This is a genomic window from Pseudomonas sp. GW823-FHT06B06, assembly GCF_058795195.1.
In genome coordinates, this window is sequence record NZ_JBXAHO010000017.1 from 63,324 (window position 1) to 86,799 (window position 23,476).

22 protein-coding genes are annotated in these 23,476 nt (G+C 61.9%); 16 read left to right on the forward strand and 6 right to left on the reverse strand.

Annotated elements, in window-relative coordinates:
- Positions 1-35 precede the first annotated feature (35 nt).
- Both AC1Q8Q_RS17280 and AC1Q8Q_RS17285 read right to left on the reverse strand, forming a co-directional pair.
- Positions 36-689 carry a class I SAM-dependent methyltransferase gene (locus AC1Q8Q_RS17280; protein ID WP_033044777.1) on the reverse strand — a complete coding sequence of 218 codons (654 nt, stop codon included), beginning with the start codon at positions 687-689 and terminating at the stop codon, positions 36-38.
- Positions 686-1,144, reverse strand: coding sequence for a YbaY family lipoprotein (locus AC1Q8Q_RS17285; RefSeq protein ID WP_168759016.1), 459 nt, complete (start codon positions 1,142-1,144; stop codon positions 686-688). Before AC1Q8Q_RS17285 ends, AC1Q8Q_RS17280 begins: the two co-directional genes overlap by 4 nt.
- 127 nt (positions 1,145-1,271) lie before the next feature.
- Between AC1Q8Q_RS17285 and nrdR the strand changes: the two genes are divergently transcribed.
- The 12 genes from nrdR to AC1Q8Q_RS17345 all read left to right on the forward strand — a co-directional run bounded on the left by nrdR (position 1,272) and on the right by AC1Q8Q_RS17345 (position 10,050).
- Positions 1,272-1,736, forward strand: a complete 465-nt coding sequence (gene nrdR / locus AC1Q8Q_RS17290; protein ID WP_003228656.1) for a transcriptional regulator NrdR — start codon at positions 1,272-1,274, stop codon at positions 1,734-1,736.
- Positions 1,733-2,866 carry a bifunctional diaminohydroxyphosphoribosylaminopyrimidine deaminase/5-amino-6-(5-phosphoribosylamino)uracil reductase RibD gene (gene ribD, locus AC1Q8Q_RS17295; RefSeq protein WP_492615282.1) on the forward strand — a complete coding sequence of 378 codons (1,134 nt, stop codon included), beginning with the start codon at positions 1,733-1,735 and terminating at the stop codon, positions 2,864-2,866. The genes nrdR and ribD overlap by 4 nt, the downstream gene beginning before the upstream one ends.
- A 47-nt stretch (positions 2,867-2,913) precedes the next feature.
- Positions 2,914-3,579, forward strand: coding sequence for a riboflavin synthase (locus AC1Q8Q_RS17300; RefSeq protein WP_020796277.1), 666 nt, complete (start codon positions 2,914-2,916; stop codon positions 3,577-3,579).
- Between the two features lie 31 nt (positions 3,580-3,610).
- Positions 3,611-4,702 (forward strand): bifunctional 3,4-dihydroxy-2-butanone-4-phosphate synthase/GTP cyclohydrolase II, encoded by a 1,092-nt coding sequence (gene ribBA, locus AC1Q8Q_RS17305; RefSeq protein ID WP_020796278.1) that lies wholly within the window; start codon positions 3,611-3,613, stop codon positions 4,700-4,702.
- Between the two features lie 91 nt (positions 4,703-4,793).
- Positions 4,794-5,270 carry a 6,7-dimethyl-8-ribityllumazine synthase gene (ribH, locus tag AC1Q8Q_RS17310; protein ID WP_003228649.1) on the forward strand — a complete coding sequence of 159 codons (477 nt, stop codon included), beginning with the start codon at positions 4,794-4,796 and terminating at the stop codon, positions 5,268-5,270.
- Complete coding sequence (gene nusB, locus AC1Q8Q_RS17315; protein WP_008000432.1) at positions 5,267-5,767, forward strand: transcription antitermination factor NusB; 501 nt, start codon at positions 5,267-5,269, stop codon at positions 5,765-5,767. Before ribH ends, nusB begins: the two co-directional genes overlap by 4 nt.
- A gap of 28 nt (positions 5,768-5,795) precedes the next feature.
- Positions 5,796-6,761, forward strand: a complete 966-nt coding sequence (gene thiL, locus AC1Q8Q_RS17320; protein WP_020796279.1) for a thiamine-phosphate kinase — start codon at positions 5,796-5,798, stop codon at positions 6,759-6,761.
- Positions 6,758-7,261 (forward strand): phosphatidylglycerophosphatase A family protein, encoded by a 504-nt coding sequence (locus AC1Q8Q_RS17325; protein ID WP_020796280.1) that lies wholly within the window; start codon positions 6,758-6,760, stop codon positions 7,259-7,261. Before thiL ends, AC1Q8Q_RS17325 begins: the two co-directional genes overlap by 4 nt.
- Before the next feature lie 23 nt (positions 7,262-7,284).
- Positions 7,285-8,022: a substrate-binding periplasmic protein gene (locus AC1Q8Q_RS17330; protein ID WP_033044775.1), complete on the forward strand. Its 738-nt coding sequence runs from the start codon at positions 7,285-7,287 to the stop codon at positions 8,020-8,022.
- Between the two features lie 194 nt (positions 8,023-8,216).
- On the forward strand, positions 8,217-8,834 hold the full coding sequence (gene ribA / locus AC1Q8Q_RS17335) for a GTP cyclohydrolase II (RefSeq protein WP_008059515.1): 618 nt from the start codon (positions 8,217-8,219) through the stop codon (positions 8,832-8,834).
- Positions 8,831-9,250 (forward strand): hypothetical protein, encoded by a 420-nt coding sequence (locus tag AC1Q8Q_RS17340; protein WP_020796282.1) that lies wholly within the window; start codon positions 8,831-8,833, stop codon positions 9,248-9,250. Before ribA ends, AC1Q8Q_RS17340 begins: the two co-directional genes overlap by 4 nt.
- The gene (locus tag AC1Q8Q_RS17345) at positions 9,250-10,050 is read left to right on the forward strand and encodes a cobalamin-binding protein (RefSeq protein WP_168759014.1); all 801 of its coding nucleotides are present in this window, start codon (positions 9,250-9,252) and stop codon (positions 10,048-10,050) included. The genes AC1Q8Q_RS17340 and AC1Q8Q_RS17345 overlap by 1 nt, the downstream gene beginning before the upstream one ends.
- Before the next feature lie 54 nt (positions 10,051-10,104).
- Here the strand turns inward: AC1Q8Q_RS17345 and AC1Q8Q_RS17350 are convergent, their stop codons facing one another.
- The 4 genes from AC1Q8Q_RS17350 to AC1Q8Q_RS17365 all read right to left on the reverse strand — a co-directional run bounded on the left by AC1Q8Q_RS17350 (position 10,105) and on the right by AC1Q8Q_RS17365 (position 15,270).
- Positions 10,105-11,988 (reverse strand): TonB-dependent receptor domain-containing protein, encoded by a 1,884-nt coding sequence (locus AC1Q8Q_RS17350; protein WP_168759013.1) that lies wholly within the window; start codon positions 11,986-11,988, stop codon positions 10,105-10,107.
- Positions 11,989-12,153: 165 nt separating this feature from the next.
- Entirely contained in the window at positions 12,154-14,052 is a 1,899-nt protein-coding gene (dxs, locus tag AC1Q8Q_RS17355) for a 1-deoxy-D-xylulose-5-phosphate synthase (protein WP_168759012.1), read from the reverse strand.
- Between the two features lie 91 nt (positions 14,053-14,143).
- Positions 14,144-15,031, reverse strand: a complete 888-nt coding sequence (ispA, locus tag AC1Q8Q_RS17360; protein WP_020796286.1) for a (2E,6E)-farnesyl diphosphate synthase — start codon at positions 15,029-15,031, stop codon at positions 14,144-14,146.
- The gene (locus tag AC1Q8Q_RS17365; protein ID WP_007970180.1) at positions 15,028-15,270 is read right to left on the reverse strand and encodes an exodeoxyribonuclease VII small subunit; all 243 of its coding nucleotides are present in this window, start codon (positions 15,268-15,270) and stop codon (positions 15,028-15,030) included. Before AC1Q8Q_RS17365 ends, ispA begins: the two co-directional genes overlap by 4 nt.
- A gap of 464 nt (positions 15,271-15,734) precedes the next feature.
- On the opposite strand from AC1Q8Q_RS17365, the gene AC1Q8Q_RS17370 reads away from it, so the two are divergent.
- Genes AC1Q8Q_RS17370 through AC1Q8Q_RS17385 form a run of 4 tightly spaced genes read left to right on the forward strand, consistent with a single transcriptional unit; the run spans position 15,735 to position 23,475 of the window.
- A complete protein-coding gene (locus AC1Q8Q_RS17370) occupies positions 15,735-16,523 on the forward strand; it encodes a YfaP family protein (RefSeq protein WP_020796287.1) in 789 nt (262 codons plus the stop codon).
- 36 nt (positions 16,524-16,559) lie between these two features.
- On the forward strand, positions 16,560-18,287 hold the full coding sequence (locus AC1Q8Q_RS17375) for a DUF2138 domain-containing protein (RefSeq protein ID WP_020796288.1): 1,728 nt from the start codon (positions 16,560-16,562) through the stop codon (positions 18,285-18,287).
- Entirely contained in the window at positions 18,272-18,922 is a 651-nt protein-coding gene (locus tag AC1Q8Q_RS17380; protein WP_033045475.1) for a DUF1175 domain-containing protein, read from the forward strand. The genes AC1Q8Q_RS17375 and AC1Q8Q_RS17380 overlap by 16 nt, the downstream gene beginning before the upstream one ends.
- Positions 18,919-23,475, forward strand: coding sequence for an alpha-2-macroglobulin family protein (locus AC1Q8Q_RS17385; protein WP_492615283.1), 4,557 nt, complete (start codon positions 18,919-18,921; stop codon positions 23,473-23,475). The genes AC1Q8Q_RS17380 and AC1Q8Q_RS17385 overlap by 4 nt, the downstream gene beginning before the upstream one ends.
- Position 23,476: the final 1 nt, after the last annotated feature.

A 23,476-nucleotide genomic window follows, 5' to 3' on the forward strand; every position in this document is an offset into this window, starting at 1 on the left:
CGGTCAATGTAGGAGCTGCCGAAGGCTGCGATCTTTTAACGGTTTGCGTGGTAGAGGCTCACATGCCGAAACTCTTCGGGTTCACACAGGTCCGGCAAGGTCATGGCCTCCAGCATTTCGATGCGCCGGTACAGCGGATGACGAAAATCGCGCACCCGCGAGTCCGCCACCAGCGCTTCGCGGCCACGACTGAGGAACTCATCGAGCAGCGGCAAATTCGCCCGGTCGTACAGCACATCCGCCACCAGGATCAGGTCAAAACGGTCGTCTTCGGCGAAAAAGTCCGTCGAGTAAGTGAGCGCTACGTCATTGAGTTCGGCATTCGCCCGACAGGCGGCAATCGCCAGCGGGTCAAGGTCGCAGGCCACTACTTCCAGCGCCCCCGCCTTGACCGCGGCAATCCCCGCGACCCCGGAGCCGGCACCGAAATCCAACACCCTTTTGCCTTCGACCCAATGCCGGTTCTGCGCCAGATACCGAGCCACGGCCAGACCGCTGGCCCAGCAAAAACTCCAGTACGGCGGCTCATGCAGAATGCGGCGGGTCTCTTCCGGGCTGAAGGCGCGGTCCATGTTGTCGCCATCGATCAGCCACAGCTTCAGATCAGTCTCCGGCAGCCCACAGGCGACCAGTCGCGCATCGCCGAGCAATTCACCCAACGCCTGTTGCAGGTCCAGCGGCGTCTTCATGGCGCTTTGACAAATTGCAGCTGGCCCAGCGCCTGGGTGGTCGGCTGATAGATCCGCTGTGACGGCAGGTGCAGGATCAGTTGGCCGGACTGGCTGGCGCGGCCGCGCAGTTCAACGCGGGCACCGGCCGGGAACGATTCTGGATTGAAGCGCAGATGAAACGGCAATGCCTGGTTGGTGCCGATCAGGTTGGAACTGGCGAGCAATTGTTGCGGACGGTCCTTGTCGTCGATCACCAGCAGGGCCAGCTCGACTTCGGCGCCATCCGGGATGCCTTGCAGGGTGCCGCTCAATTCACGTTGATGGGCCGGCAAAGGACCGACGTTGGCCGACTCTCGGGCTTTTTTCTGCGCTTGTTGTGGCGCCGGGCCAGGCGTTGGCGGCTGGGGGGCATCGCTGCTGCAAGCCACCAACAGGCTGAAAAGGCTGAGCAAAACGAGCGGACGTAACGGCATTGGCAGCTCCGGAAGGGTGAAATCCATGGATCCAGTGATCATCCCGTCTGTATACCGCAAACCCTATGTCTTGTCTTGCCACCCGGATGCGCTACCATGGCCCTCCCTTTTTTTGTTGCCTGCCACCATGCACTGTCCCTTCTGCGGTGCCAACGACACCAAGGTCATCGACTCGCGTCTGGTCGCCGAGGGCGAACAGGTACGCCGCCGGCGCGAATGCCTGGCCTGCGGCGAACGTTTCACGACGTTCGAAACCGCTGAACTGGTGTTGCCGCGCCTGATCAAAACCGACGGCAGTCGCCAGCCGTTCGACGAAGAAAAACTCCGCGCCGGCATGCAGCGTGCGTTGGAGAAGCGCCCGGTGAGTGTCGAGCGCCTCGAATCGTCGCTGGTGCACATCAAACACAAACTGCGCGCCACTGGCGAACGCGAGGTCAAGTCCCTCGTGGTCGGTGAGCTGGTGATGGCCGAGCTGCAAAAGCTCGACGAAGTCGCCTACATCCGCTTCGCCTCGGTGTATCGCCGCTTCCAGGACCTCAATGAGTTCCGCGAAGAAATCGATCGCCTGGCCCGGGAACCGGTGAAAGAATGACCACGCCAGCAGAACTTGCCATCCTCGACGCCCATTACATGGCCCGCGCGCTGGAACTCGCGCGCAAAGGGCATTACACGACACACCCCAACCCGAGGGTCGGCTGCGTGATCGTGCGTGACGGGCAGATCGTCGGCGAAGGCTGGCACGAGCGCGCCGGTGAACCCCACGCCGAAGTCCACGCCTTGCGTGCCGCCGGTGAGCTGGCCCGTGGCGCCACCGCCTACGTGACCCTCGAACCCTGCAGTCACCACGGTCGCACGCCTCCGTGCGCCGATGCGTTGGTGAACGCCGGTGTGGCGCGGGTCGTGGCGGCGATGCAGGACCCGAACCCGGAAGTGGCCGGACGTGGCCTGCAACGCCTGGCCCAGGCCGGCATCGCCACTGAAAGCGGTGTGCTGGAAGGTGAGGCGCGCAAGCTCAATCAGGGCTTCCTCAAGCGCATGGAACATGGCTTGCCGTTCGTGCGGGTCAAGTTGGCCATGAGCCTGGACGGTCGCACGGCGATGGAAGGCGGCGAAAGCCAATGGATCACCGGGCCCGCGGCACGTTCGGCGGTACAACGCCTGCGTGCCCAGGCCAGTGTGGTGCTGACCGGTGCCGACACCGTGCTGGCAGACAACGCCCGCTTGACCGTGCGCGCCAATGAGCTGGGCCTGGATGCCGATCAAACCGCTTTGGTCATGAGCCGTCCGCCGCTACGCGTACTGGTCGACGGGCGTCTGCGCGTACCGTTGGATGCCCCGTTCTTCAAGGCCGGCCCGGCGCTGGTCGCCACCTGTGTAGCGGTGGAAGAGCAATACGCCAATGGTCCGGAATGCTTGATCGTGCCGGGCTACGACGGTCAGGTCGATCTGCGTCAGCTACTGGTCGAACTCGCCCACCGTGGCGTCAACGAGGTGCTGGTGGAGGCCGGTCCACGGCTGGCCGGTGCTTTCGCTCAACTCGGTTTGGTGGATGAGTTCCAGATTTTCATTGCCGGCAAGTTCTTGGGCTCTTCGGCACGACCGCTGCTGGACTGGCCGCTCGCGCAGATGAAGGATGCACCCGAGCTCAAAATCACCGAAATTCGCGCGGTGGGCGATGACTGGCGAGTCACCGCCATTCCTTCACCGGCAGCGAGCGTATAATTTCCGGCCATCGCTATAGCGCTGGCTCTGTTCTCGAGGAGAACCCCATGTTCACCGGCATCATCGAATCCATCGGCAGTATTCGTGCATTGACCCCAAAAGGCGGAGATGTGCGGGTGCATGTAGAAACCGGCAAGCTCGACCTGAGCGACGTCAAACTGGGCGACAGCATCGCGGTCAACGGCGTATGCCTGACCGCCGTTGAACTGCCGGGCAACGGCTTTGCAGCTGACGTCAGTCGCGAAACCCTCGACTGCACCGCCATGAATGACCTCAAGAGCGGCAGCCCGGTCAATCTGGAAAAAGCCCTGACTCCGACTACACGCCTGGGCGGGCACCTGGTCAGTGGCCACGTCGACGGCGTGGGCGAAGTCGTTGCCCGTACCGAGAACGCGCGTGCCGTGGAGTTCCGCATCCGCGCGCCGAAGGACTTGGCCAAGTACATCGCCCATAAAGGCTCGATCACCGTCGACGGCACCAGCCTGACCGTGAACGCGGTCGATGGCGCCGAGTTCCTGCTGACGATCATTCCGCACACCCTGAGCGAAACCATCATGGCGTCGTACCAGCCAGGTCGCCGGGTGAACCTGGAAGTGGACTTGCTGGCCCGTTACCTGGAGCGTCTGCTGCTGGGCGACAAGGCCGCTGAGCCAACTACCGGCAGCAACATTACCGAAAGCTTTCTCGCCGCCAACGGCTACCTCAAATCCTGAAACTCAATTTCTAAAAGAATGGGGGTGCCTTGTGGCGCTCAATAGCATCGAAGAACTGGTTGAAGACATCCGCCAAGGCAAGATGGTCATCCTCATGGATGACGAAGACCGCGAGAACGAAGGCGACCTGATCATGGCCGCCGAGTGCTGTCAGGCCGAACACATCAACTTCATGGCCAAGCACGCCCGTGGCCTGATCTGCATGCCGATGACCCGCGAGCGCTGTGAACTGCTCAAGCTGCCACTGATGGCCCCACGCAACGGCTCCGGTTTCGGCACCAAGTTCACCGTATCGATCGAAGCGGCCACAGGCGTCACCACCGGCATCTCTGCCGCCGACCGTGCGCGCACCGTGCAAGCGGCTGCCGCCCGTGATGCCAAGGCTGAAGACATCGTCAGCCCCGGCCACATTTTCCCGCTGATGGCCCAGGCCGGCGGCACCCTGGCCCGCGCCGGCCACACTGAAGCCGCGTGCGATCTGGCGCGCATGGCCGGTTTCGAGCCGAGCGGGGTGATCTGCGAAGTGATGAACGACGACGGCACCATGTCCCGTCGTGCCGAACTGGAAGCCTTTGCGGCTGAACACAATATCAAGATCGGCACCATCGCCGACCTGATTCACTACCGGATGATCCACGAACGTACCGTTCAGCGGATTGCCGAGCAGCCTCTGGACAGCGAACTGGGCCAATTCAACCTGGTGACCTATCGTGATTCCGTGGAAGGTGACGTGCACATGGCCCTGACCTTGGGCAATGTCTGCGCCGAAGAACCGACCCTGGTGCGCGTGCACAATATGGACCCGCTGCGCGACCTGCTGATGGTCAAGCAGCCGGGCCGCTGGAGCCTGCGCGCCGCCATGTCCGCGGTTGCCGAGGCCGGCAGCGGCGTGGTGCTGTTGCTCGGACACCCGCTCGATGGCGACGTGTTACTGGCGCATATCCGCGAAACCGCAGACCACGCGGCGGTGAAAAAACCGACCACCTACAGCACCGTGGGAGCCGGTTCGCAGATCCTGCGCGACCTCGGCGTACGCAAAATGCGCTTGATGTCGGCACCGATGAAGTTTAATGCGATATCCGGTTTCGATCTGGAAGTTGTAGAATACGTGCCCTCCGAATAATGACCGGTTGTTTCCGGCCTTGAATTCGCGGTTCAAATATCACTGAGGGGCGCGTACGAGACGCGTCCCGGCTCTTTAAGAGATCTATCGAATGACCCTGAAGACCATCGAAGGTACCTTCATCGCCCCTAAAGGCCGCTATGCTTTGGTAGTAGGCCGTTTCAACAGTTTCGTCGTTGAAAGCCTGGTCAGCGGTGCTGTTGATGCCCTGGTTCGCCATGGCGTGAGCGAAAGCGACATCACCATCATCCGCGCCCCTGGCGCCTTCGAAATTCCGCTGGTTGCGCAGAAAGTCGCTCAGAAGGGCGAGTTCGCGGCAATCATCGCCCTGGGCGCGGTCATTCGTGGCGGTACTCCGCACTTCGAATACGTGGCTGGCGAGTGCACCAAGGGCCTGGCCCAGGTGTCCATGGAGTTCGGCGTACCGGTCGCTTTCGGCGTCCTGACCGTCGATTCCATCGAGCAAGCCATTGAACGTTCCGGCACCAAGGCCGGGAACAAAGGTGCCGAAGCTGCCCTGTCCGCTCTGGAAATGGTCAGCCTGCTGGCGCAGTTGGAGGCCAAGTGATTAGCGACGAAAGCGATCGTTTCAACCCGCGCGATCCAAAACCTGCGGATGCTGGCAAGCCATCGAAAAGCGTCAAGCGTCGCGAAGCCCGTCAGCTCGCGACTCAGGCGCTGTACCAATGGCACATGGCCAAGCAATCGCTGAACGAGATCGAAGCGCAGTTCCGGGTCGATAACGATTTCACCGATGTCGATGGTGCGTATTTCCGCGAAATCCTGCACGGGGTTCCGCAGTTCAAGACCGAAATCGACACCGCGCTCAAGCCTTGCCTGGACTTGACCATCGAAGAGCTGGACCCGGTTGAACTGGCGGTTCTGCGTCTGTCCACCTGGGAGTTGCTCAAGCGCGTCGACGTACCGTATCGCGTTGTGATCAACGAAGGCATCGAACTGGCCAAGGTCTTCGGTTCTACCGATGGCCACAAGTTCGTCAACGGTGTGCTCGACAAGCTGGCCCCGCGTCTGCGTGAAGCTGAAGTGAAGGCGTTCAAGCGCTGATTGGCGCTTGGAATGTCGACACGAAGCCATGGGTGAGTTTGAGCTGATCCGCAATTTCTTCGCCGCCGCGCCCTGTGCGCAGGGCGGCGAAGGCGTTGCCCTCGGAATTGGCGATGACTGCGCCTTGCTGGCTGTCCCTCCCGGGGAGCAGTTGGCGATTTCTACCGATACCCTGGTGGCCGGCGTACATTTCGCCGACCCCTGCGATCCATTCCTGCTCGGTCAGCGCTCGCTGGCCGTGGCGGTGAGCGACTTGGCTGCCATGGGCGCCACGCCCGTTGCCTTTACCCTTGCCCTGACTTTGCCGACGGTGACTGCCGATTGGTTGCAGGCCTATGCCCGTGGTTTGAACCTTATGGCTTCGAGCTGCGGCGTGGCGCTGGTGGGCGGCGATACCACCCGCGGGCCGCTGAGCCTGACCATGACGGTGTTCGGGCGCGTGCCGGGCGGTTTGGCCCTGACCCGCAGCGGTGCGCGGCCGGGCGACCTGCTGTGTGTGGGCGGCGACCTTGGCAATGCCGCCGGTGCCTTGCCATTGGTGCTCGGCCAGCGCACGGCCCAAGCGCGCATTGCCGAGCCGCTGCTGGCGCATTACTGGTCGCCGCAACCGCAGCTTGGATTGGGCCAGGCGCTGCGTGGCAAGGCCACTTCGGCCATGGATATCTCCGATGGTCTGCTCGCTGATTGCGGGCATATCGCGCTGGCCTCGAAGGTCGGCATCGAAGTCGAGCGGGATCGCTTGCCGCTGTCGCAAAGCCTGGTCGATTTTCTTGGACTGGCGCACGCACAGGTTGCGGCCCTGAGTGGCGGCGACGACTACGTACTGGCTTTCACCTTACCGTCTGTCGAATTGCCGCTGTTGCTGGCCGACGGCTGGCCGATCCATGTGGTCGGGCGGGTGGTAGCAGGGCAGGGCGTGACGCTGCTGGACGCCGACGGCAAGGACATCACCCCGCAAACCCGGGGCTACCAACATTTTCGGGAGACACCGTGACAGATCACCCCAATCAGGTTCCGGCGGAGTTCGTACCGCCATCGGTCTGGCGCAATCCCTGGCATTTCCTGGCGTTTGGCTTTGGCTCCGGCACCTTGCCAAAGGCTCCGGGCACCTGGGGGTCGCTGGTTGCGCTACCCTTTATCCCGCTATGGCAGATGTTGCCCGACTGGGGTTACTGGTTGATGCTGGGCATTACCATGCTGTTCGGCTTCTGGCTGTGCGGCAAGGTGGCCGATGATTTACGGGTACACGACCACGAAGGTATCGTCTGGGACGAGATGGTCGGAATGTGGATCACCCTGTGGCTGGTGCCGGAAGGTTGGCAGTGGCTGCTGGCAGGATTTTTGATGTTTCGCTTCTTCGACATCCTCAAGCCGTGGCCGATTCACTGGGTTGACCGGCATGTGCACGGAGGCGTTGGCATCATGCTCGATGACGTGTTGGCTGGAGTGTTTGCGTGGTTGGCGATGCAGGGGCTGGTATGGATTTTCGCCTGAGGGATTAATTGGGAGAACTAGGGATGGCTCGACGCTGGTGGGTAGCGATGGTGATGGTGCTGTTCGGTGCGCTGGTCCAGGCGGAGGAGGCAATCACCGCGCCGTCCGTGATTCATCTGGCCAGCGAAGACTGGGAAGACTATACCGCTGCCGACGGCCACGGCCTCGGCTGGGACGTGTTGCGCAAAGTCTTCGAGCCGGCGGGGGTCAAGCTGGACATCCGCAGCGAACCCTATGTGCGCTCGATGGGACTGGCCGAGCGGGGTGAAGTCGATGCATGCGTCGGTTCCTACCATGAAGAATCCAGCGATGTGCTTTATCCGCACTGGAACTTCGATACGGACCATATCTACGCCCTGGGCCTGGCCAGCAGCCCGCAACCGACCCCGCAAACCCTGGGTAATTACCGTCTGGCGTGGGTGCGTGGCTACGATTATCAACATTATCTGCCTAATGTCCGCCGCTACAACGAAGTACTACGTCGTACCGGCATCGTTTCGATGCTGACGCAGAACCGCGCCGACTTCTACATAGACGCACTGACCGAAGTCGATTGGGTGCTCAGTCGGGCGAAGGATCCTTCGCAGTTTCGCCGCACGCATATCGCCGAATTACCGTTGTACCTGTGCTTTGCCAAGACCCCGGCGGCCCGCAGCCTGATGGCGTTGTTCGACCAACGCATGGCGCAGTTGGTTAAAAGCGGCGAGCTCAGACCGATCTTCGAACGCTGGAAGCAACCCTACCCGTTCGATGAGGAATAACCTGTAGGAGCTGCCGCAGGCTGCGATCTTTTGATCTTAAAATACAAAATCAAAAGATCGCAGCCTGCGGCAGCTTCTACAGAGATCAAACTTTTTGATAGTTATGGCCGATAATTCAGCCTAAGCGTCGGTTGGAACCTGCTGTTACAATGCCGGCCTGCGAATCTTCAGACTTTTAGATCAGGAGCACACCGGTGCCTGTCGTTTTTGTCGCCGCTTCCAAGCTGCCAACGCCTTTTGCGCAATTCATCATGCACGGCTTTCTCGATGAGGCCACCGGCCGCGAGCACGTCGTGCTGAGCCTGGGTGAGATCGCCGATGGTGCCCCGGTACTCGGTCGGTTGCACTCCGAGTGCCTGACGGGCGACGCCTTGTTCAGCCAGCGTTGCGACTGCGGCTCGCAACTTGAGGCTGCGCTGCAGGCCATCGCTCGTGAAGGTCGGGGCGTATTGCTGTATTTGCGCCAGGAAGGCCGTGGCATTGGCCTGCTGAACAAGATCCGCGCCTATGAGCTGCAGGACGGCGGTGCCGACACCGTTGAGGCCAACGAGCGCCTGGGCTTTGCCGCCGACCAGCGCGATTACGCCATGTGCCTGCCGATGCTTGAGCACCTGGGGGTGAAATCCCTGCGCCTGATGACCAACAACCCACGCAAGGTCAAAGCCTTGACCGACATGGGCATCGCGGTTGCCGAGCGCGTGCCGCTGCACACGGGTCACAATCCGCACAACAAACTCTACCTGGCAACCAAGGCCAGCAAACTCGACCATATGATGGGCAATGAACATCAGGGCGAGGTAGACCGGGCGTGACCCGCGGCCAGGTACGGCGGCGGCTGTCCGTCAATTGGTGGCAATACCTGGCGTTGGCCTTGTTGCCGCTGTTCGTGATCAACGCAGTGTTCGGCCAGGGTGAAGCCATACTGCCGGTGCTGGCAATGCCGTTGTTCATCGCCGGTGTCGCCTCGATGTTTGTCAGCCTGAAGTTTTTTGGCGGCTATAAACATGCGTTGATCGCCACCCAGAAAGCCCTCGATACCCCTGAAGAGCCTGATGCATGGATCCGTTTGGCGGCCAAGCGGCGCACGGCGTTCCTCGCGGCTGGCTTGCCGGCCTGGATCGGTGCATTGGCGGTGTTTGTCGGTCTCGAAGCGGTGCCGCTGATGCTGCTGGCGCTGTCGACCGCGGTGCTGTTCTACCTCTACCGAATTCCACGTCAGCTCGGTTGATGCGCCCTGTCTGGCTGGCGGTTTTGCTGCTGGCGATCAGCGGCTCGGCCATGGCGGTGGAGCGGGTTGTCAGCCTCGCTCCGTCCCTCACTGAGATGGTCGTCGAACTGGGTTCGGCCGACTTGCTGGTCGGCGTGCTGGATGCCGGTGAGCGTCCCGCCGAACTCAAGGATTTGCCCTCCGTGGGGCGCTACGGTCAGCTGGACATGGAGCGTTTGCTCAGCCTCAAGCCTGATTTGTTGCTGCTCTGGCCTGGCAGTGTCGGCCCGGCCCAGCGTGAACAACTCAAGCGCTTGAACATCCCGACCTACGTCGCTGAACCGCATGATTTCGCGCAACTCACCGCACAGATCGAAGCCATTGCCTCGCAACTCGGGCGGCCTGAGCGTGGGGCGGTATTGGCCAACGATTTGCGTCAGCGCCTGGCGCAGCTGCGTCAACGCTATCGGCGGGAGCATCCGTTGCGTGTGTTCTATCAAGTCTGGGATAAGCCGCTATACACCGTGGGCGGAGGGCAGATCATCAGCGCTGCGCTTGAAGTCTGTGGGGCGCAAAACGTCTTCGGCGACCAGGCACTCCCGGCGCCGCAGATCAGTGTCGAAGCGGTCCTGCAGCGCGATCCCGAGGTGATTCTGGCCGGTGATCAGGCGCAACTTGATGCGTGGAAGGCGTGGCCGCAGGTGGCGGCGGTGCGGCAGGGGCAGTTGCGGCTGGTTACGGACAAGGGCCTGGAGCGGCCGAGCGGGCAGATGGTCGAGGCGACGGCCAAGTTGTGCCGCGAGATTGCACCTGACCGCTGAGACCGAGGTGCGGCCTTCGCGGGCTTGCTCGCGAAGAGGCTAGCCCAGAGACCATCAGAGCTCCGGGGTCCAAGTCACCCCAAACACCCACGCCCGACCTTCCTCGCGATATCCGTACTGGCTGCCTTCATGGCTGTACAGTGCCCGGCTGTAACCCTTGTGCAGCAGGTTGTCGACCTTAAGCTCCAGGCTGATCTCTCGATTGAGTGCCCAACTGCTGCGCAACCCCAGCAACCCATAACCACCCAATGGCTGTTGATTGTTCAGGTCGTCATAGCTGCTGCTAACAGCTTGCCAACTGGCGCCCAGGCCCAGGCGGTCGAACTGTCGATCCAGATCCCAGCTCAATGTGCGACGTGCGCGACGGGCCAGGGTATGCCCCGTATCGCGGTCACGCGGGTCGATAATCGCCACGCCGAGGTTGCTCTGCCAGCCGAACAGTTCCTGTCTTAATGTCGCTTCAAAGCCGTTGATGCGTGCCGACGCCACGTTCTCTGGACGTGAGTTGCTGCCGAAGATGATCGCGTCTTCGAGGTCCGTACGGTACAGCGAGGCCTCCAGGCGACTGCTCTCGGTCAATTGGCTGCGCCATTGCAGTTCATAGCTTTTCGAGGTCTCGGGTTTAAGGTCCGGGTTGCTGAAGTCGGGGTAGTACAGGTCGTTGAAGGTCGGCGCACGGAAACCTTCGCTGTAGGTCAGCAGCAAGTCGTTGTCGGGGTTTAGCGGCAGGGTGAAGGTGCCGCTCCAGCTGTTCTGGCCGCCGAACTGTTGGTTCTGGTCGCGGCGCAGGCCCAGTTCGGTAGAGAATCTGTCAGCCTGATAACGATGCTGGACAAATGCCGCGCGGTTCCAGCGACTGTCCTCGTCGAACGGCGTGCTGCTGTTGACGCGGTCTTCGTACCAGTCGCCGCCGAGGATCAGGCTGTTGCGCTGGTTGAGTGTCAGGTCGTTCTGCCAGTTCACCGAGTCTCGATAGGTATTGAACACGCTGCGCTCATCGCTGAGCTTGTCGAACGTCTTCTCGCGGTTTTCGCTGTGGCCGAACTCGACGCGGGTTTTCCACAGGTCGTTGACCCGTGCGTCGATGTAGCTGCTGACACTGCTCACATCGAATTCGTTGTAGGGCTGCTGCTGGACTGACTCGAACGTGTTCAGGTCGAAGCGACCGAACGGATTGTCGAATTCGCTTTTACCACGGTTATCCAGCAGATTGGCGCCGATCTCGACGTCGTCGCTGAGGGCGTGACTCACGCTCAGGCTCAGGGATTTGTTGCGGTAGGCGTCGTGATCACTGTCGCTGGGATACGACTCATGGGTGCGATCGATCCCGGCGGTTTCATCCAGGCTGGCGCCGAGGTTGAAGCGGGTCTGCTCATCGCCCCCAGACAAGCCGAGGCTACGCTCCCAGGTCTGGTTGCTGCCAAACCCCATATGCAGCCTGGGTTGCAGGCCGGGGTCGCTGCCACGCCGAGTGAAGATCTGGATCACCCCGCCAATCGCATCGCTGCCGTAGATCACCGAACGGGAGCCGCGCAGCACTTCCACGCGCTCGACCTGGTCGATGTTGATGTGTTGCAGGTTGCTGTCGCCGGAGGACGAGTTGCCGATCCGCTGGCCGTCCACCAGCACCAGGCTCTGGGCCGACTGCGTGCCGCGAATGTAAATTCCCGGCAGGCTGCCGCGCCCGCCGGTTTGTGCCACTTGCACCCCCGGTACACGGCGCAGCAGGTCAGTGACGCTGTTGGGTTGCAACCGGTCGATGTCTTCGCGGGTGAAGACCGTGTTGGCGGCGCTGCTGTCGTTGCGCGCCTCGACCTGGCGGTTGGCGCTGATCAGTACGTCGGGCAGCTTCAGGGCCTGGTCGCGTTCGAAGGTGTCGGCCAGCACTGGGCCGGCTGGCAGCAGGGTCAGCGTCAGGGCGAGGGGGGAGAGTTTCATCGACAGTCCGTTGGTGCTTGAGGTGTACACAATTTTGATAGCGCCACAAACCACTGTGGGAGCGGGCTTGCCCGCGAAGGCGTCGGCACATTCAACATTGATGTTGGATGTGTCGGCCTCTTCGCGGGCAAGCCCGCTCCCACAGGGGGGAGTGTGTATAGCGGTTTAGCGGTTTAGCAGTTGCAGACGCTCGCGGATCGAAGCCTCGATCCCGGCTTCATCCAGTCCACACTCAGCCAGCATTTGCGCCGGCTTGGCGTGTTCGACATAAATGTCCGGCAAGCCCAGGTGCAGCATCGACTTGAGGATATTCTCGCGAGCGAGAAATTCGCTGACCGCACCGCCGGCACCACCCATGATGGCGTTTTCTTCGACGGTCACCAGCAGCTCGTGGCTGCCAGCGATTTCGCGAACCAGCTCTTCATCCAGCGGTTTGACGAAGCGCATGTCGACCACGGTCGCGTCCAGCGTCTCGGCGACTTTCAGCGCCTCGGCCAGTTGCACGCCGAACACCAGCAAAGCGACCTTGCTACCCTGGCGGCGAACCACGCCCTTGCCGATTTCGATCGGCTCGAGGTCTTTCTCGATGGTCGCATTCGGGCCGTTGCCGCGCGGGTAACGCACGGCGGCCGGGCCGTTATATAGATGACCGGTCGAGAGCATCTTGCGCAGTTCGTTTTCGTCGCTCGGGGTCATCACCAGCATGCCGGGGATGCAGCGCAGGAACGACAGGTCGAAGCTGCCCGCGTGGGTCGGACCGTCTTCGCCCACCAGGCCGGCTCGATCGATGGCGAACAGCACGTCGAGGTTTTGCACCGCGACGTCATGCACCAACTGGTCGTAGCCGCGTTGCAGGAAGGTCGAATAGATCGCCACCACCGGCTTCGCGCCTTCGCAGGCCATGCCGGCCGCAAAGGTCACGGCGTGTTGCTCGGCAATCGCCACGTCGAAGTAGCGCAGCGGGAAGCGCTCGCTGAAGGCCACCAGGTCCGAGCCTTCCTTCATCGCCGGGGTGATCCCGACCAGGCGCGGGTCGGCAGCCGCCATGTCGCACAGCCACTCACCGAACACACCGGAGTACTTCGGCCCGCTGGCTTTCTTCGGAGGGTTGGCCGGCGCATCGACAGGTTCGAGCTTGGTGATGGCGTGGTAACCGATCGGGTCGACCTCCGCCGGGGCGAAGCCTTTGCCTTTCTTGGTGACGATGTGCAGGAACTGCGGGCCCTTGAGATCACGCATGTTGCGCAGGGTAGCGATCAGGGTTGGCAGGTCGTGGCCATCGATCGGGCCGATGTAGTTCCAGCCCAGCTCTTCGAACAGCGTGCCGGGCACCAGCATGCCTTTTGCGTATTCTTCGGTGCGACGGGCGATTTCCCAGGCGCCGGGCAGGCGCGACAGGACTTTCTTGCTGCCCTCGCGCATGCTCGCGTAGGTACGGCTGGAAAGGATCTTCGCCAGGTAGTTCGACAAACCGCCGACGTTGCGCGAGATCGACATGTCATTGTCGTTGAGGATCACCAGCATGTTGGCGTCCACTTCCGGCGCGTGGTTCAGCGCTTCGAACGCCATGCCGGCCGTCAGTGCGCCGTCGCCGATTACGGCAATCGCCTTGCGATCACTGTTTTGCAGGCGGGCGGCAATCGCCATGCCCAGGGCTGCGCTGATCGACGTGCTGGAGTGGCCGACGCCAAAGGTGTCGTACTCGCTCTCGGATCGACGCGGGAAGGCGGCAACGCCGTCCTTCTGGCGCAGGGTGGCCATGCGCTCGCGACGACCGGTGAGGATCTTGTGCGGATAAGCCTGATGACCCACGTCCCACACCAGCCGGTCGTCCGGGGTGTCGAAAACGTAATGCAACGCGATGGTCAGCTCGATGACGCCCAGACCTGCACCGAAATGCCCACCGGTCTGACCGACCGTGTAGAGCAATTCCAGGCGCAACTCATCGGCCAGGGTTTCCAGCTCGGCTTCGCCTAACCGGCGCAGGCCGTCCGGCGTGTTCGCGCGGTCGAGCAGGGGCGTGGTCGGGCGCTTGCGGGGAATCTCATGAAACGTCGTGGGCATCAGGCGAATCGTTATAGGTATAAAAGATGCGGCAGTTTACCTGATGCATCGGCCCCTGCCCACGCGTTGGTCTTTTTTGGCGGATTCGCCGTCAGTTGCGTCGCTCGACGATGTAGCGGGCCAGTTCACGCAGGGGCTCGGCAGCCGCGTCAAACGGTCGCAGCGCATGCAGCGCCTGATCGCGCAGTTCCAGGGCATAGGCCTTGGCGGCGTCCAGGCCCAGCAGTGCCGGGTAGGTCGGCTTGTCGCGGGCAATGTCGGCGCCTTGGCGTTTGCCCAGGGTTTCGGTATCGCTTTCGACGTCGAGAATGTCGTCCTGAACCTGGAATGCCAGGCCGATGGCCTGTGCATAAGTCTGCAGGGACTTGAGTTCGTCCTTCTCGGCGCGACCACTGGCCAGGGCGCCGAGCTTGACGCTGGCTTCGATCAGCGCGCCGGTCTTGTGCCGGTGCATGTATTCGAGCGCCTGTTGATCGAGCTTCAGGCCTACCGAGCCAAGGTCGATGGCCTGGCCGCCGACCATGCCCGCCGGACCTGCCGCCAATGCCAGTGTGCTGACCATTTCAAGACGGATCTCGGCGTCGACGTTGCTCAGGCGCGGGTCGAGCAGGGCGCTGAACGCCAGGCTCTGCAAGCCATCGCCAGCGAGGATCGCGCAGGCTTCATCGAATTTCTTGTGCGTAGTCGGCTGGCCGCGACGCAGATCGTCATCATCCATGGCCGGCAAATCGTCGTGCACCAGCGAATAGGCATGGATAAGCTCCACCGCGCAGGCCGCGCCGTTGGCTTGCTCCGCCTTGCCGCCCAGCGCTTCGCATGCAGCGTAGGCCAGCAATGGGCGCACCCGTTTGCCGCCGTTCATCACGCTGTAGCGCATGGCGTCGTACAAGCGCACCAGCTCAGGGCCTGGCGCGATGAACAGGGTTTCCATGGCGGCGTTGACGCGGGCCTGGCTGGTCGCTGAATACGCTGCAATCATTCTGGTTGATCCGCGTCGAAGGGTTCCTCGGCCAACTCGCCATCACGCTCGAGCAACACTTGAACCTTTTGCTCGGCCTGGGCCAGCGCCGCCTGGCAATCGCGGGTCAGGCCGATGCCTTGCTCGAAAGCGGCCAGCGAGTCTTCCAGCGATAATTCGCCATTCTCCAGACGCTCTACCAGCGTTTGCAGGTCAGCGAGGGACTGTTCGAAATCCAGTGCAGCTTTTTTGCGGGCCATGGCGGCGATTTCCGGTTGACGTTAAACCGGCGCGACACTAGCAGATAGGGGGTTTATGGGCAAATGAGCGGGGTGTTTCAGCCACCGTTTCCTGAGAGGAACCAGTCCTGTGGCGAGGGGATTTATCCCCGTTGGGCTGCGAAGCGGCCCCTGACGTCTGTTCCGACTGTATGCGTTGTCCGGATTTACGACTGCTTTGTAGCCGAACGGGGATAAATCCCCTCGCCACAAAGTGAGTGGCGATTCGGCTCATTTTGTGAGCCGAATAGAAGCGTTAATCGGCTCACCGTGACTCTCCCCGCAAATCCGGACGCATCCGATTGTTAAAAAACACCCGCACGTCTAACCTTCGCGCCATCGACGACCCGCTATTCATGGGTCTTTCAGACGAAACGCAGTACCCGCATCTGTAACGCGCCGAGGATCAGGCGCAAGGTTTCGTCATGCATGGCAGGAGGCATCACATGCGCTCATTTCTTTTGCTGCTGATCGGCTGGGCCTGTGCGCCCGCCCTGGCCGCGCCCAGTGCCGAGCTGTCGGAGCCGGTGGGCGGCTGGCGCTTCAACGGTTTGCTGGACCGTACGGAAAACCCGCAAGTCGCCTATCCCACGCCACCCATCGACCGTGGTGTGCAGCGCAATCGCACGATGATCCAGGGCCAGCTCAAGGCCATCGGTGCCCAGCGCGGACCCCACACGCTCGCAGTCAACGGTAATCCGTTGAACCTGTACACCGACGATCAGGGCCGGTTTGCCCGGCCCTATGCATTCGGCGCCGGTTCCAACAGCGTCGAAGTGCGCAGCGCCGAAGGCCAGTCGCTCAAACGCGTGCAATTCTATGAAGCCAACAATTTACGCACGCCCGCACGGATTCGCGTGGTGCTGGGGTGGGACGATCCAAAAGCCGAACTTGACCTGCACATCGTCACCCCCGACGGCCAGCACGCGTTCTGGGCACGGCCGGCGATGAGCAATGGTGGTGGCCTCGACCCGGACGGCGTCGACGGCCCCGGCCCGGAAATGTTCACCATGACCGCGTCGCTGCATGGCACCTATCTGGTTTACGTCAACTATTGGGGCAACTTCGGTAGCGGCGGCTATAACTTCGATGAGACCAGCAATCAGAACGAGGTCATTACGTCGCAAATCAACCTGGTGCTCAACGAAAACACCGTCGACGAAAAACGCGAAACCTTCATCGTGCCCCTGCGCGCAATCGGTGACCTGCTGCTGGTCAAGACTTTCAACTATTAAGCATCCCGCTCCACGGATGAATTCGGGTTTTGTGAAATGAGCGATGACACTGTTTCCCCGGCCGCTGTAACACCTGGCCCCAAGCCGTCCCGCTATTGGGCAGGAAAAAATGTCCGGGCCATTGTGATCGGGCTGTGTCTGGTCGTGGGCGTGGCTGCTGGCATGGGCTGGCTGATGCTGAAAAGCAAAGCCCCGGCCCCGCAACTGGCGGCGGAAAAACTCGGCATGAGTCGCCCCGATGGCTTGCTCGAGACCCACTCCTTGAGCCAGTTGCCCAGGGACCTGCTGGCGGTACCGTTCCTAAAGGAAACCCTGACCGAAGATTTCGTCTTCTATTACGAAACCCACGCCGATCGCCTCGGGCTGATCGGCAGCTTGCGGCGGATCATCTACGAGCATGAGCTGAAGTTGCAGGACACGCTGATCGAGCAGCTGTTCGATCAACCGGCGGACGTTGCGTTGTGGCGCGGGGCGGATGGCAGGCTCAAGGATTTCCTGCTGGTGATGGATCGCGGTGGCCTGGCCAAGGTGCTGGAGCCGCTGGCCAAAGTGGCGCTGGATGATTCGCAGTTGAGCAAACTCGCAGACGTGAAAGTCGGCAACGACGACGTGGCGCTTTATCAGCTCAGCTACAACGCCAGCAAGGCGCTGCTGTTTGCCTCCCATGGCGACAAACTGGTGGTGCTGTCGAATCCAACCAAACTCTACGATCCGCAAAGTGGAGCGACGCAGGAGTCGGGCAGTGTCTCGACCCAAGCCATCGCCGCACTGCTCAACGGCGACAAACTGTTCCCCGAAGCGTTTGGCTTGCAACCCCGCGCGCCGGAAGTGAAGCAGCGACTGTCGGTGAATGCCAGCGTGCTCGCCATGGGGTATCAGCGCTTCATCCCGAATTTCGCCGGGTTGCGCTTCGACATGGATGACAAGGGCTGGCACAGCTTCCTGGCCATGGATGAACTGGACGATCAGCCGGACTTTGATTTCAAGCCGATCTGGCAAGCCATGCCGATGGGTGCCAGCGCTTGCGTGGCCGTGCCGCTGGCTGCCGAGCAACAGAAGCCGCTGCTGCTCAAACTCGGTGCTGACGAGACTGCGGCCCAGGCGTTGACCGAGCACATGGCCGGTGCGGCGGGCCTGTGCTGGTACGCCGATTCGCGGCTGTACACACCACTGCTGGTCGCCAGCCTAAAGGATGAAGACAGCGCCAGCCTCGATGGCGAACTGGGCAGGCTGTTCGGCTCGATGGTCGGCGCTTATGAAGGCAAGGTCGATGAGCATGTGTTCCCGGTGATTGAGAAACAGCAAGGTGACAACCGCCAGTGGCAGCGTCAGGTCAGCTCCCGTTTCGGTCCGTATGCGGCCAAGGATGCCGCGAATCCCGATGCGATCACCGGCCAGGCTTTCATGAACGTCAGCCTGGCGCGCCACGGTTCGACGCTGTTGTTTTCCCTCGATGACAAACTGCTGGACAAGGCCCTTGGCACCCTCGACAAACGCTTCCCGCCGATGGCCGACGTGGTGCCCAAGGACCTGCTGATGCCGGTGTACTTCGGCCCGGACGCCATGGCGCAGTTGATGCAGCGCGAAACCCTCGACAGCCTGCCGCAAGACATGGAACCGGTGTTCTACAACGCGGCGCAAACCTACCTGATCCCCAAATTGCGCAAGCTCGGCGGATACGGCAAGTACGCCCTGACCCTGCCCGAGGGCACCGAACCCGATGGCCACTGGCAATGGCTGCCGCTGCAATGGAAAGCCCTGTGAACGTACTGATCCGCAGCCTCGGCGTGCTCGCTTTGCTGTTGAGCGCGGGCGCCCGAGCGATCGAAACACCGGCGCTTGATCCGCAGCAATCCCAGGTGTTCCGCGCCTGGTTCGTGCGCATCGCGCAGGAGCAACTGAGTCGGGGGCCGAGCCCGCGCTGGTATCAGCAGGACTGCGCGGGCCTGGTGCGTTTTGCCGCCAACGAAGCGCTGAAAGTCCATGACGACAAATGGCTGCGCAGCAATGGCCTGTCCAACCGCTACCTGCCGCCGGAACTGGAGTTGAGTGCGGGTCAGCGCGGGCTGGCCCAGCAATGGCAGCAAGGTGGTGGCAAGGTCGGCCCCTACGTCAACGCGATCAAGCTGATCCAGTTCAACAGCCAGCTGGTTGGCCGCGATATCGCACAGGCGCGTCCCGGCGACCTGATGTTTTTCGACCAGGGCGACGACCAGCACCTGATGATCTGGATGGGCCGCTACATCGCCTATCACACCGGCACCACTACTCCCACCGACAACGGCATGCGTTCGGCAAGCCTGCAACAACTCATGACATGGAAGGACACCCGATGGATACCCGATGCAGCCAACCCCAACTTCATCGGCGTCTATCGACTGAATTTTCTCTCCCAATGATGGGTGCCCGCATGCTGCGTTTTCTGCCTCTGCTGTTGGCGTTGGTGCTGCCATTTTCGACGGTCAACGCCCAAGACGCTGTCGAACCCAGCGGCTATACACCGGTGGCCGGTGAAAGTTTTTTCCTGCTGGCCGACAGCAGTTTTGCCAGCGACGAACAGGCGATGGTCCGCCTTGAAGCGCCGGGTCGCGACTACCGTCGCTTGCGCATGGAACCCTATGGCGGTGCCGACATTCGGGTGTACCGCATCGACAAGCCGCTGGACTTTCTCAAGCGCCAGAAGAACCTGCACCGGGTCGTCAGTGACGGCCAGTTCAAGGGCGAAGGCCTGTCGAATACGCTCGCCTACTTGTGGGACACCTGGTACCGCAAATCTCGTCGGGTCATGCAACGGGCGTTTTCCTACGAGTCGCGTAAACAAGTCACCGAAGAAGTGCCGGAATTGAAGATGGGCAACGCCATGGCCGCGCCAACGCCCTACGACGCGCAGCCACAATTCGCCCTGATTCCGGGCCTGCCGGTGGTCAGCCAATTCCGCTACCCGCTGTGGCAAGCCAAACCGATCCAGCCGCCTGAAGGCGTGAACCTCGCCGGGTCTTCCAGTGAGTTCGTCAGTGTGGCGCCGGGCAACGTCTACATCCCGTTGGGCAACTTGAAACCAGGCCTGTATCTGGTGGAAGCGCTGATCGGCAAGTACCGCGCGACCACCATGGTCTTCGTCTCTAACACCGTGGCGGTCAGCAAGATTGCCGGGGATGAACTGCTGGTGTGGGCTGCGCGTAAACACGAAGGCAGTTCGGTGCCCAAGGTCAACGTGCTGTGGACCGATGGCCTGGGTGTGATGAGCAGCGGTGCAACCGATGCCGATGGTTTGCTGCGCCTGAAACACGTCAGTCCCGAGCGCTCATTCGTGATTGGCGAGGATGAAGAGGGCGGCGTTTTCGTCTCGGAGAACTTCTACTACGACAGCGAAATCTACGACACCAAACTCTTTGCTTTCACTGACCGCCCGCTGTACCGACCGGGGGATTGGGTGTCGCTGAAAATCGTCGGGCGCGAGTTCAAGAACGCCCGGGATTCGGTGCAGCCCGTCGCAGCCGACGTTAACGTGACCGTATTGGATGCGACCGGGACGGCGCTGCAATCCCTGGCCTTGAAGCTCGACTCCAAGGCCGGTACCCAAGGCCGTTTCCAGTTGCCCGACAATGCTGTGGCCGGTGGGTACGAGTTGCGTTTCAACTATAAGGATCAGGCCTACAGCAGTGCCTTTCGCGTCGCTGAATACATCAAGCCGCACTTCGAAATTTCCCTGAACCTGGCCAAGCAGGATTACCGCACCGGCGAACCGATCAAGGGCAACCTGGTGCTGCTCTATCCGGACGGCAAGCCGGTGGCCAACGCCAAGTTGAGCCTGAGCCTGCGTGCCCAGCAATTGTCGATGGTCGACAACGAGCTGCAATACCTGGGGCAATTCCCGGTGGAACTGACCAGCACCGAATCGACCACCGACGCCAAGGGTAATGCCGTTGTCGATTTGCCAGCCGCCGAGAAACCGAGTCGCTACATGCTCACCGTGTTCGCCAGCGATGGCGCGGCGTATCGGGTCAAGACCACCAAGGAAATCCTCATTGACCGCGGCGCGGCGAATTTTCGCCTGAGTGCGCCGCGGCGCTTCAGTGCGGTGGGCGACAAGGTTGCGTTCAGCTACGTCAATCAAAGCGAGCAGAGCGCAGCGGTCACGCCTGCCAGCTACGGCTGGGTACGCCTGGAGGATCAAAGCACCGGCGAGGGCAAGCTCGCGGCAACCGACAAGGGCTTCAGCCTGGCCTTCGAGCGTCCCGGTACTTACAACCTCTCGCTCAAGGATGACCATGGTCGCACCCTCGGTGCCACCGGCCATTCTGTCACCGGCGAGGGCGTCAAGGCGGTACCGGGAACCGTGGAAATCGTCCTCGACAAACCCGAGTACAAGGCTGGCGATGAAGCGCTGGCGCTGATCACTTTTCCCGAGCCGATCAGCGATGCGCTGCTGTCCCTGGAGCGCGACAAGGTCGAGGCCACGGCGCTGCTGTCCAAGGGCGGCGACTGGCTGAAGCTGGAAAAACTCAGCGACACTCAATACCGCGCACGCATTGCGGTGCAGGACAGCTTCGCGCCGAACCTGACGTTCTCGGTGCTGTACACCAAGGGCGGCCAGTACAGCTTCCAGAACACCGGTATCAAGGTGATCACGCCGCAGATCGAAGTGGCCATCGCCACTGACAAAGAGACCTACCGACCCGGTGAAACCGTGTCGGTCGACCTGAGCACGCAGTTCGCCGGCAAGCCGATCCCGGCGCATCTGACGGTCAGTGTGGTCGACGAGATGGTCTATGCCTTGCAGCCGGAAATCGCGCCGTCCATCGACCAGTTCTTCTACCATCCGCGCCGCAACAACGTGCGCACCAGCGCCAGTCTGTCGTTCATCAGTTACGACGTCGCGCTGCCTGGCAGCCCTGGCGCGCCGGGCAAGGCCAACCGCAGTGAGCGGGGCGTCAAGGTGCTGGAGCGCCCGCGTCGCGAAGACGTCGACACCGCGGCCTGGCAACCGGAGCTTGTGACCGATGCCAGTGGCAAGACCCGCTTCACTTTCAAGATGCCGGACTCGTTGACCCGCTGGCGCATCACCGCCCGGGCCATCGCCGATGGCGGCCAGGTCGGGCAGAAGAAGCAGTTCGTGCGCTCGGAGAAACCGCTGTACCTGAAGTGGAGCGGGCCGACTCGATTCCGCGCCGGCGACAAACCGGATCTTGGTGTGTTTGCTTTCAGCCAGGCGCAAAACCAGGTCAAGGCCGAGCTGGTGATTCATTACGCGGGCAGCGAACAGCGGGTTCCCGTCACGCTCGACAGCGGCATCAACTACATACCGCTGCCGGCATTCGGGCTGGTCAATGGCGAATGGAGCGCGGAACTAGTGCAGGACGGTAAAACCGTCGATGCCTTGACCGTGCACCTGAGCGCAACCGGCGAAGGCTGGCAAGTCACGCAAAGCCAACGCCTGGACGTGGTCAGCGCAGATACACCGTTGAGCCTGCCTGCGGATGCATCGGATATCCGCTTGCGTCTGGATGACAGCCCGCAAGCACTGTTCCGTGCTGCCCTCGATGATCTGCTGAGCTATCCGTACGGCGGCGTCGAACAGACCGCCAGTCAATTGCTGCCGTTGAGCATCGCCTATCCAGCCTTATCGTCGAACCCGCAGGTCCGCGATCGCTTGCGCCTGATCATGCAGAACAGCCGCCTGCGCCTGGTGCAAATGGCCGGCCCTTCGGCGAGCTTCACCTGGTGGGGCCTGGACGGCGAACCGGATGCGTTTCTTACCGCCTACGCCTATTACGCCGACTGGCACGCCAGCCGGGTAATGGAGCTGAGCCTACCGCCAGAGCACTGGCAGCGAGTGTTGGAGGTGTACGCGAAACAGGCGAAGAACACGCCACTGTTGCAACGGGCGCTGATCCTGTCGTTCGCCAGACAGATGCAATTGCCGGTCGAGACTTTGCTCAGCGGATTGATGGAGGACCTGATGCGCGCCGGTGAGGGCAGTGCCGCAAACGTCATGGACGTGGCTGGCGATAGCCTGGTCATGACTGATCCGGATTCGGCGTTGGGCCTGGCTGCTGCGCGCACATTGACCGCCTCGCTGGCGGGGCAATCGAAGGTCGCTCTGCCAGCCGCATTCAAGCGGCAATTGGCTGACGCACAGCAGCGACTGGCCACCAGCTCCGAGCCATTTGCCGAGGCGCTGAATGCATCGCTGCAGCCGTTCGATCAGGCGCATGCGCAAGCGTTGTTGCTTCGGTTACTGCCACAGCAATCCACGCTGGAACGTGCGCTGGCACTGACCTGGTTACAACGCAACATCGAACAGGCGGCGCCGGCTGTGACCTTGAAACCGGGTGACGGCTGGACGCAGGAGCAGGGCGCAACCGGTGAAATCTATTGGACATGGCAAGGCGCACAGGTCCCCGGCGTCTTGTCGCTGAGCGGTGCGCAGGAGCGTCCACTGAGCGCCGCGTTGAGCTTCCAGAGCAAACAGCCAGCGGTCGATCCGCTGCCTGTGACCATCACCCGTCGCCTGTCGCGACTGGTGCCGGGCGATGAAGCCTTCACCTTCAAGCTGCAGCCTGTCGGCAGTGCTCCCTTGTCCAGCGACAACCTGTATCTGGACGAAGTGATCCTGACCAGCAAAGCCGCCAGACCCTTGCGTTACGGCCTGCTCGAAGTGCCGCTGCCACCGGGCGCGGATGTCGAACGCACGACCTGGGGCATCAAGCTCATGGGCAAGGCCGGGACCGAACCTTCGGCGCTGGAGAAGGCCCGTTTCGAGCCCGGACAAATGGCCTATGCAGTGCCGGTGGATGCCTTGAGCGGCGAACTGCGTTTGCGTCACCTGGTGCGCTTCTCGCAGAAAGGCCAGTTCAGCCTGCCGCCGGCGCGTTTTACCCAGGTGTACGCGCCACAGCATCAGGCTCAGGAGCAGAAACCGGCGCTCGGTCAGGTGACGGTTCACTGAT

Bases quoted from the DNA above. Each gene is read 5' to 3' on its own strand.
- AC1Q8Q_RS17280 (WP_033044777.1), bottom strand. From the start codon at position 689: ATGAAGACGCCGCTGGACCTGCAACAGGCGTTGGGTGAATTGCTCGGC.
- AC1Q8Q_RS17285 (WP_168759016.1), bottom strand. From the start codon at position 1,144: ATGCCGTTACGTCCGCTCGTTTTGCTCAGCCTTTTCAGCCTGTTGGTG.
- nrdR (WP_003228656.1), top strand. From the start codon at position 1,272: ATGCACTGTCCCTTCTGCGGTGCCAACGACACCAAGGTCATCGACTCG.
- ribD (WP_492615282.1), top strand. From the start codon at position 1,733: ATGACCACGCCAGCAGAACTTGCCATCCTCGACGCCCATTACATGGCC.
- AC1Q8Q_RS17300 (WP_020796277.1), top strand. From the start codon at position 2,914: ATGTTCACCGGCATCATCGAATCCATCGGCAGTATTCGTGCATTGACC.
- ribH (WP_003228649.1), top strand. From the start codon at position 4,794: ATGACCCTGAAGACCATCGAAGGTACCTTCATCGCCCCTAAAGGCCGC.
- thiL (WP_020796279.1), top strand. From the start codon at position 5,796: ATGGGTGAGTTTGAGCTGATCCGCAATTTCTTCGCCGCCGCGCCCTGT.
- AC1Q8Q_RS17330 (WP_033044775.1), top strand. From the start codon at position 7,285: ATGGCTCGACGCTGGTGGGTAGCGATGGTGATGGTGCTGTTCGGTGCG.
- AC1Q8Q_RS17345 (WP_168759014.1), top strand. From the start codon at position 9,250: ATGCGCCCTGTCTGGCTGGCGGTTTTGCTGCTGGCGATCAGCGGCTCG.
- AC1Q8Q_RS17350 (WP_168759013.1), bottom strand. From the start codon at position 11,988: ATGAAACTCTCCCCCCTCGCCCTGACGCTGACCCTGCTGCCAGCCGGC.
- dxs (WP_168759012.1), bottom strand. From the start codon at position 14,052: ATGCCCACGACGTTTCATGAGATTCCCCGCAAGCGCCCGACCACGCCC.
- ispA (WP_020796286.1), bottom strand. From the start codon at position 15,031: ATGATTGCAGCGTATTCAGCGACCAGCCAGGCCCGCGTCAACGCCGCC.
- AC1Q8Q_RS17365 (WP_007970180.1), bottom strand. From the start codon at position 15,270: ATGGCCCGCAAAAAAGCTGCACTGGATTTCGAACAGTCCCTCGCTGAC.
- AC1Q8Q_RS17370 (WP_020796287.1), top strand. From the start codon at position 15,735: ATGCGCTCATTTCTTTTGCTGCTGATCGGCTGGGCCTGTGCGCCCGCC.
- AC1Q8Q_RS17375 (WP_020796288.1), top strand. From the start codon at position 16,560: ATGAGCGATGACACTGTTTCCCCGGCCGCTGTAACACCTGGCCCCAAG.
- AC1Q8Q_RS17380 (WP_033045475.1), top strand. From the start codon at position 18,272: ATGGAAAGCCCTGTGAACGTACTGATCCGCAGCCTCGGCGTGCTCGCT.
- AC1Q8Q_RS17385 (WP_492615283.1), top strand. From the start codon at position 18,919: ATGATGGGTGCCCGCATGCTGCGTTTTCTGCCTCTGCTGTTGGCGTTG.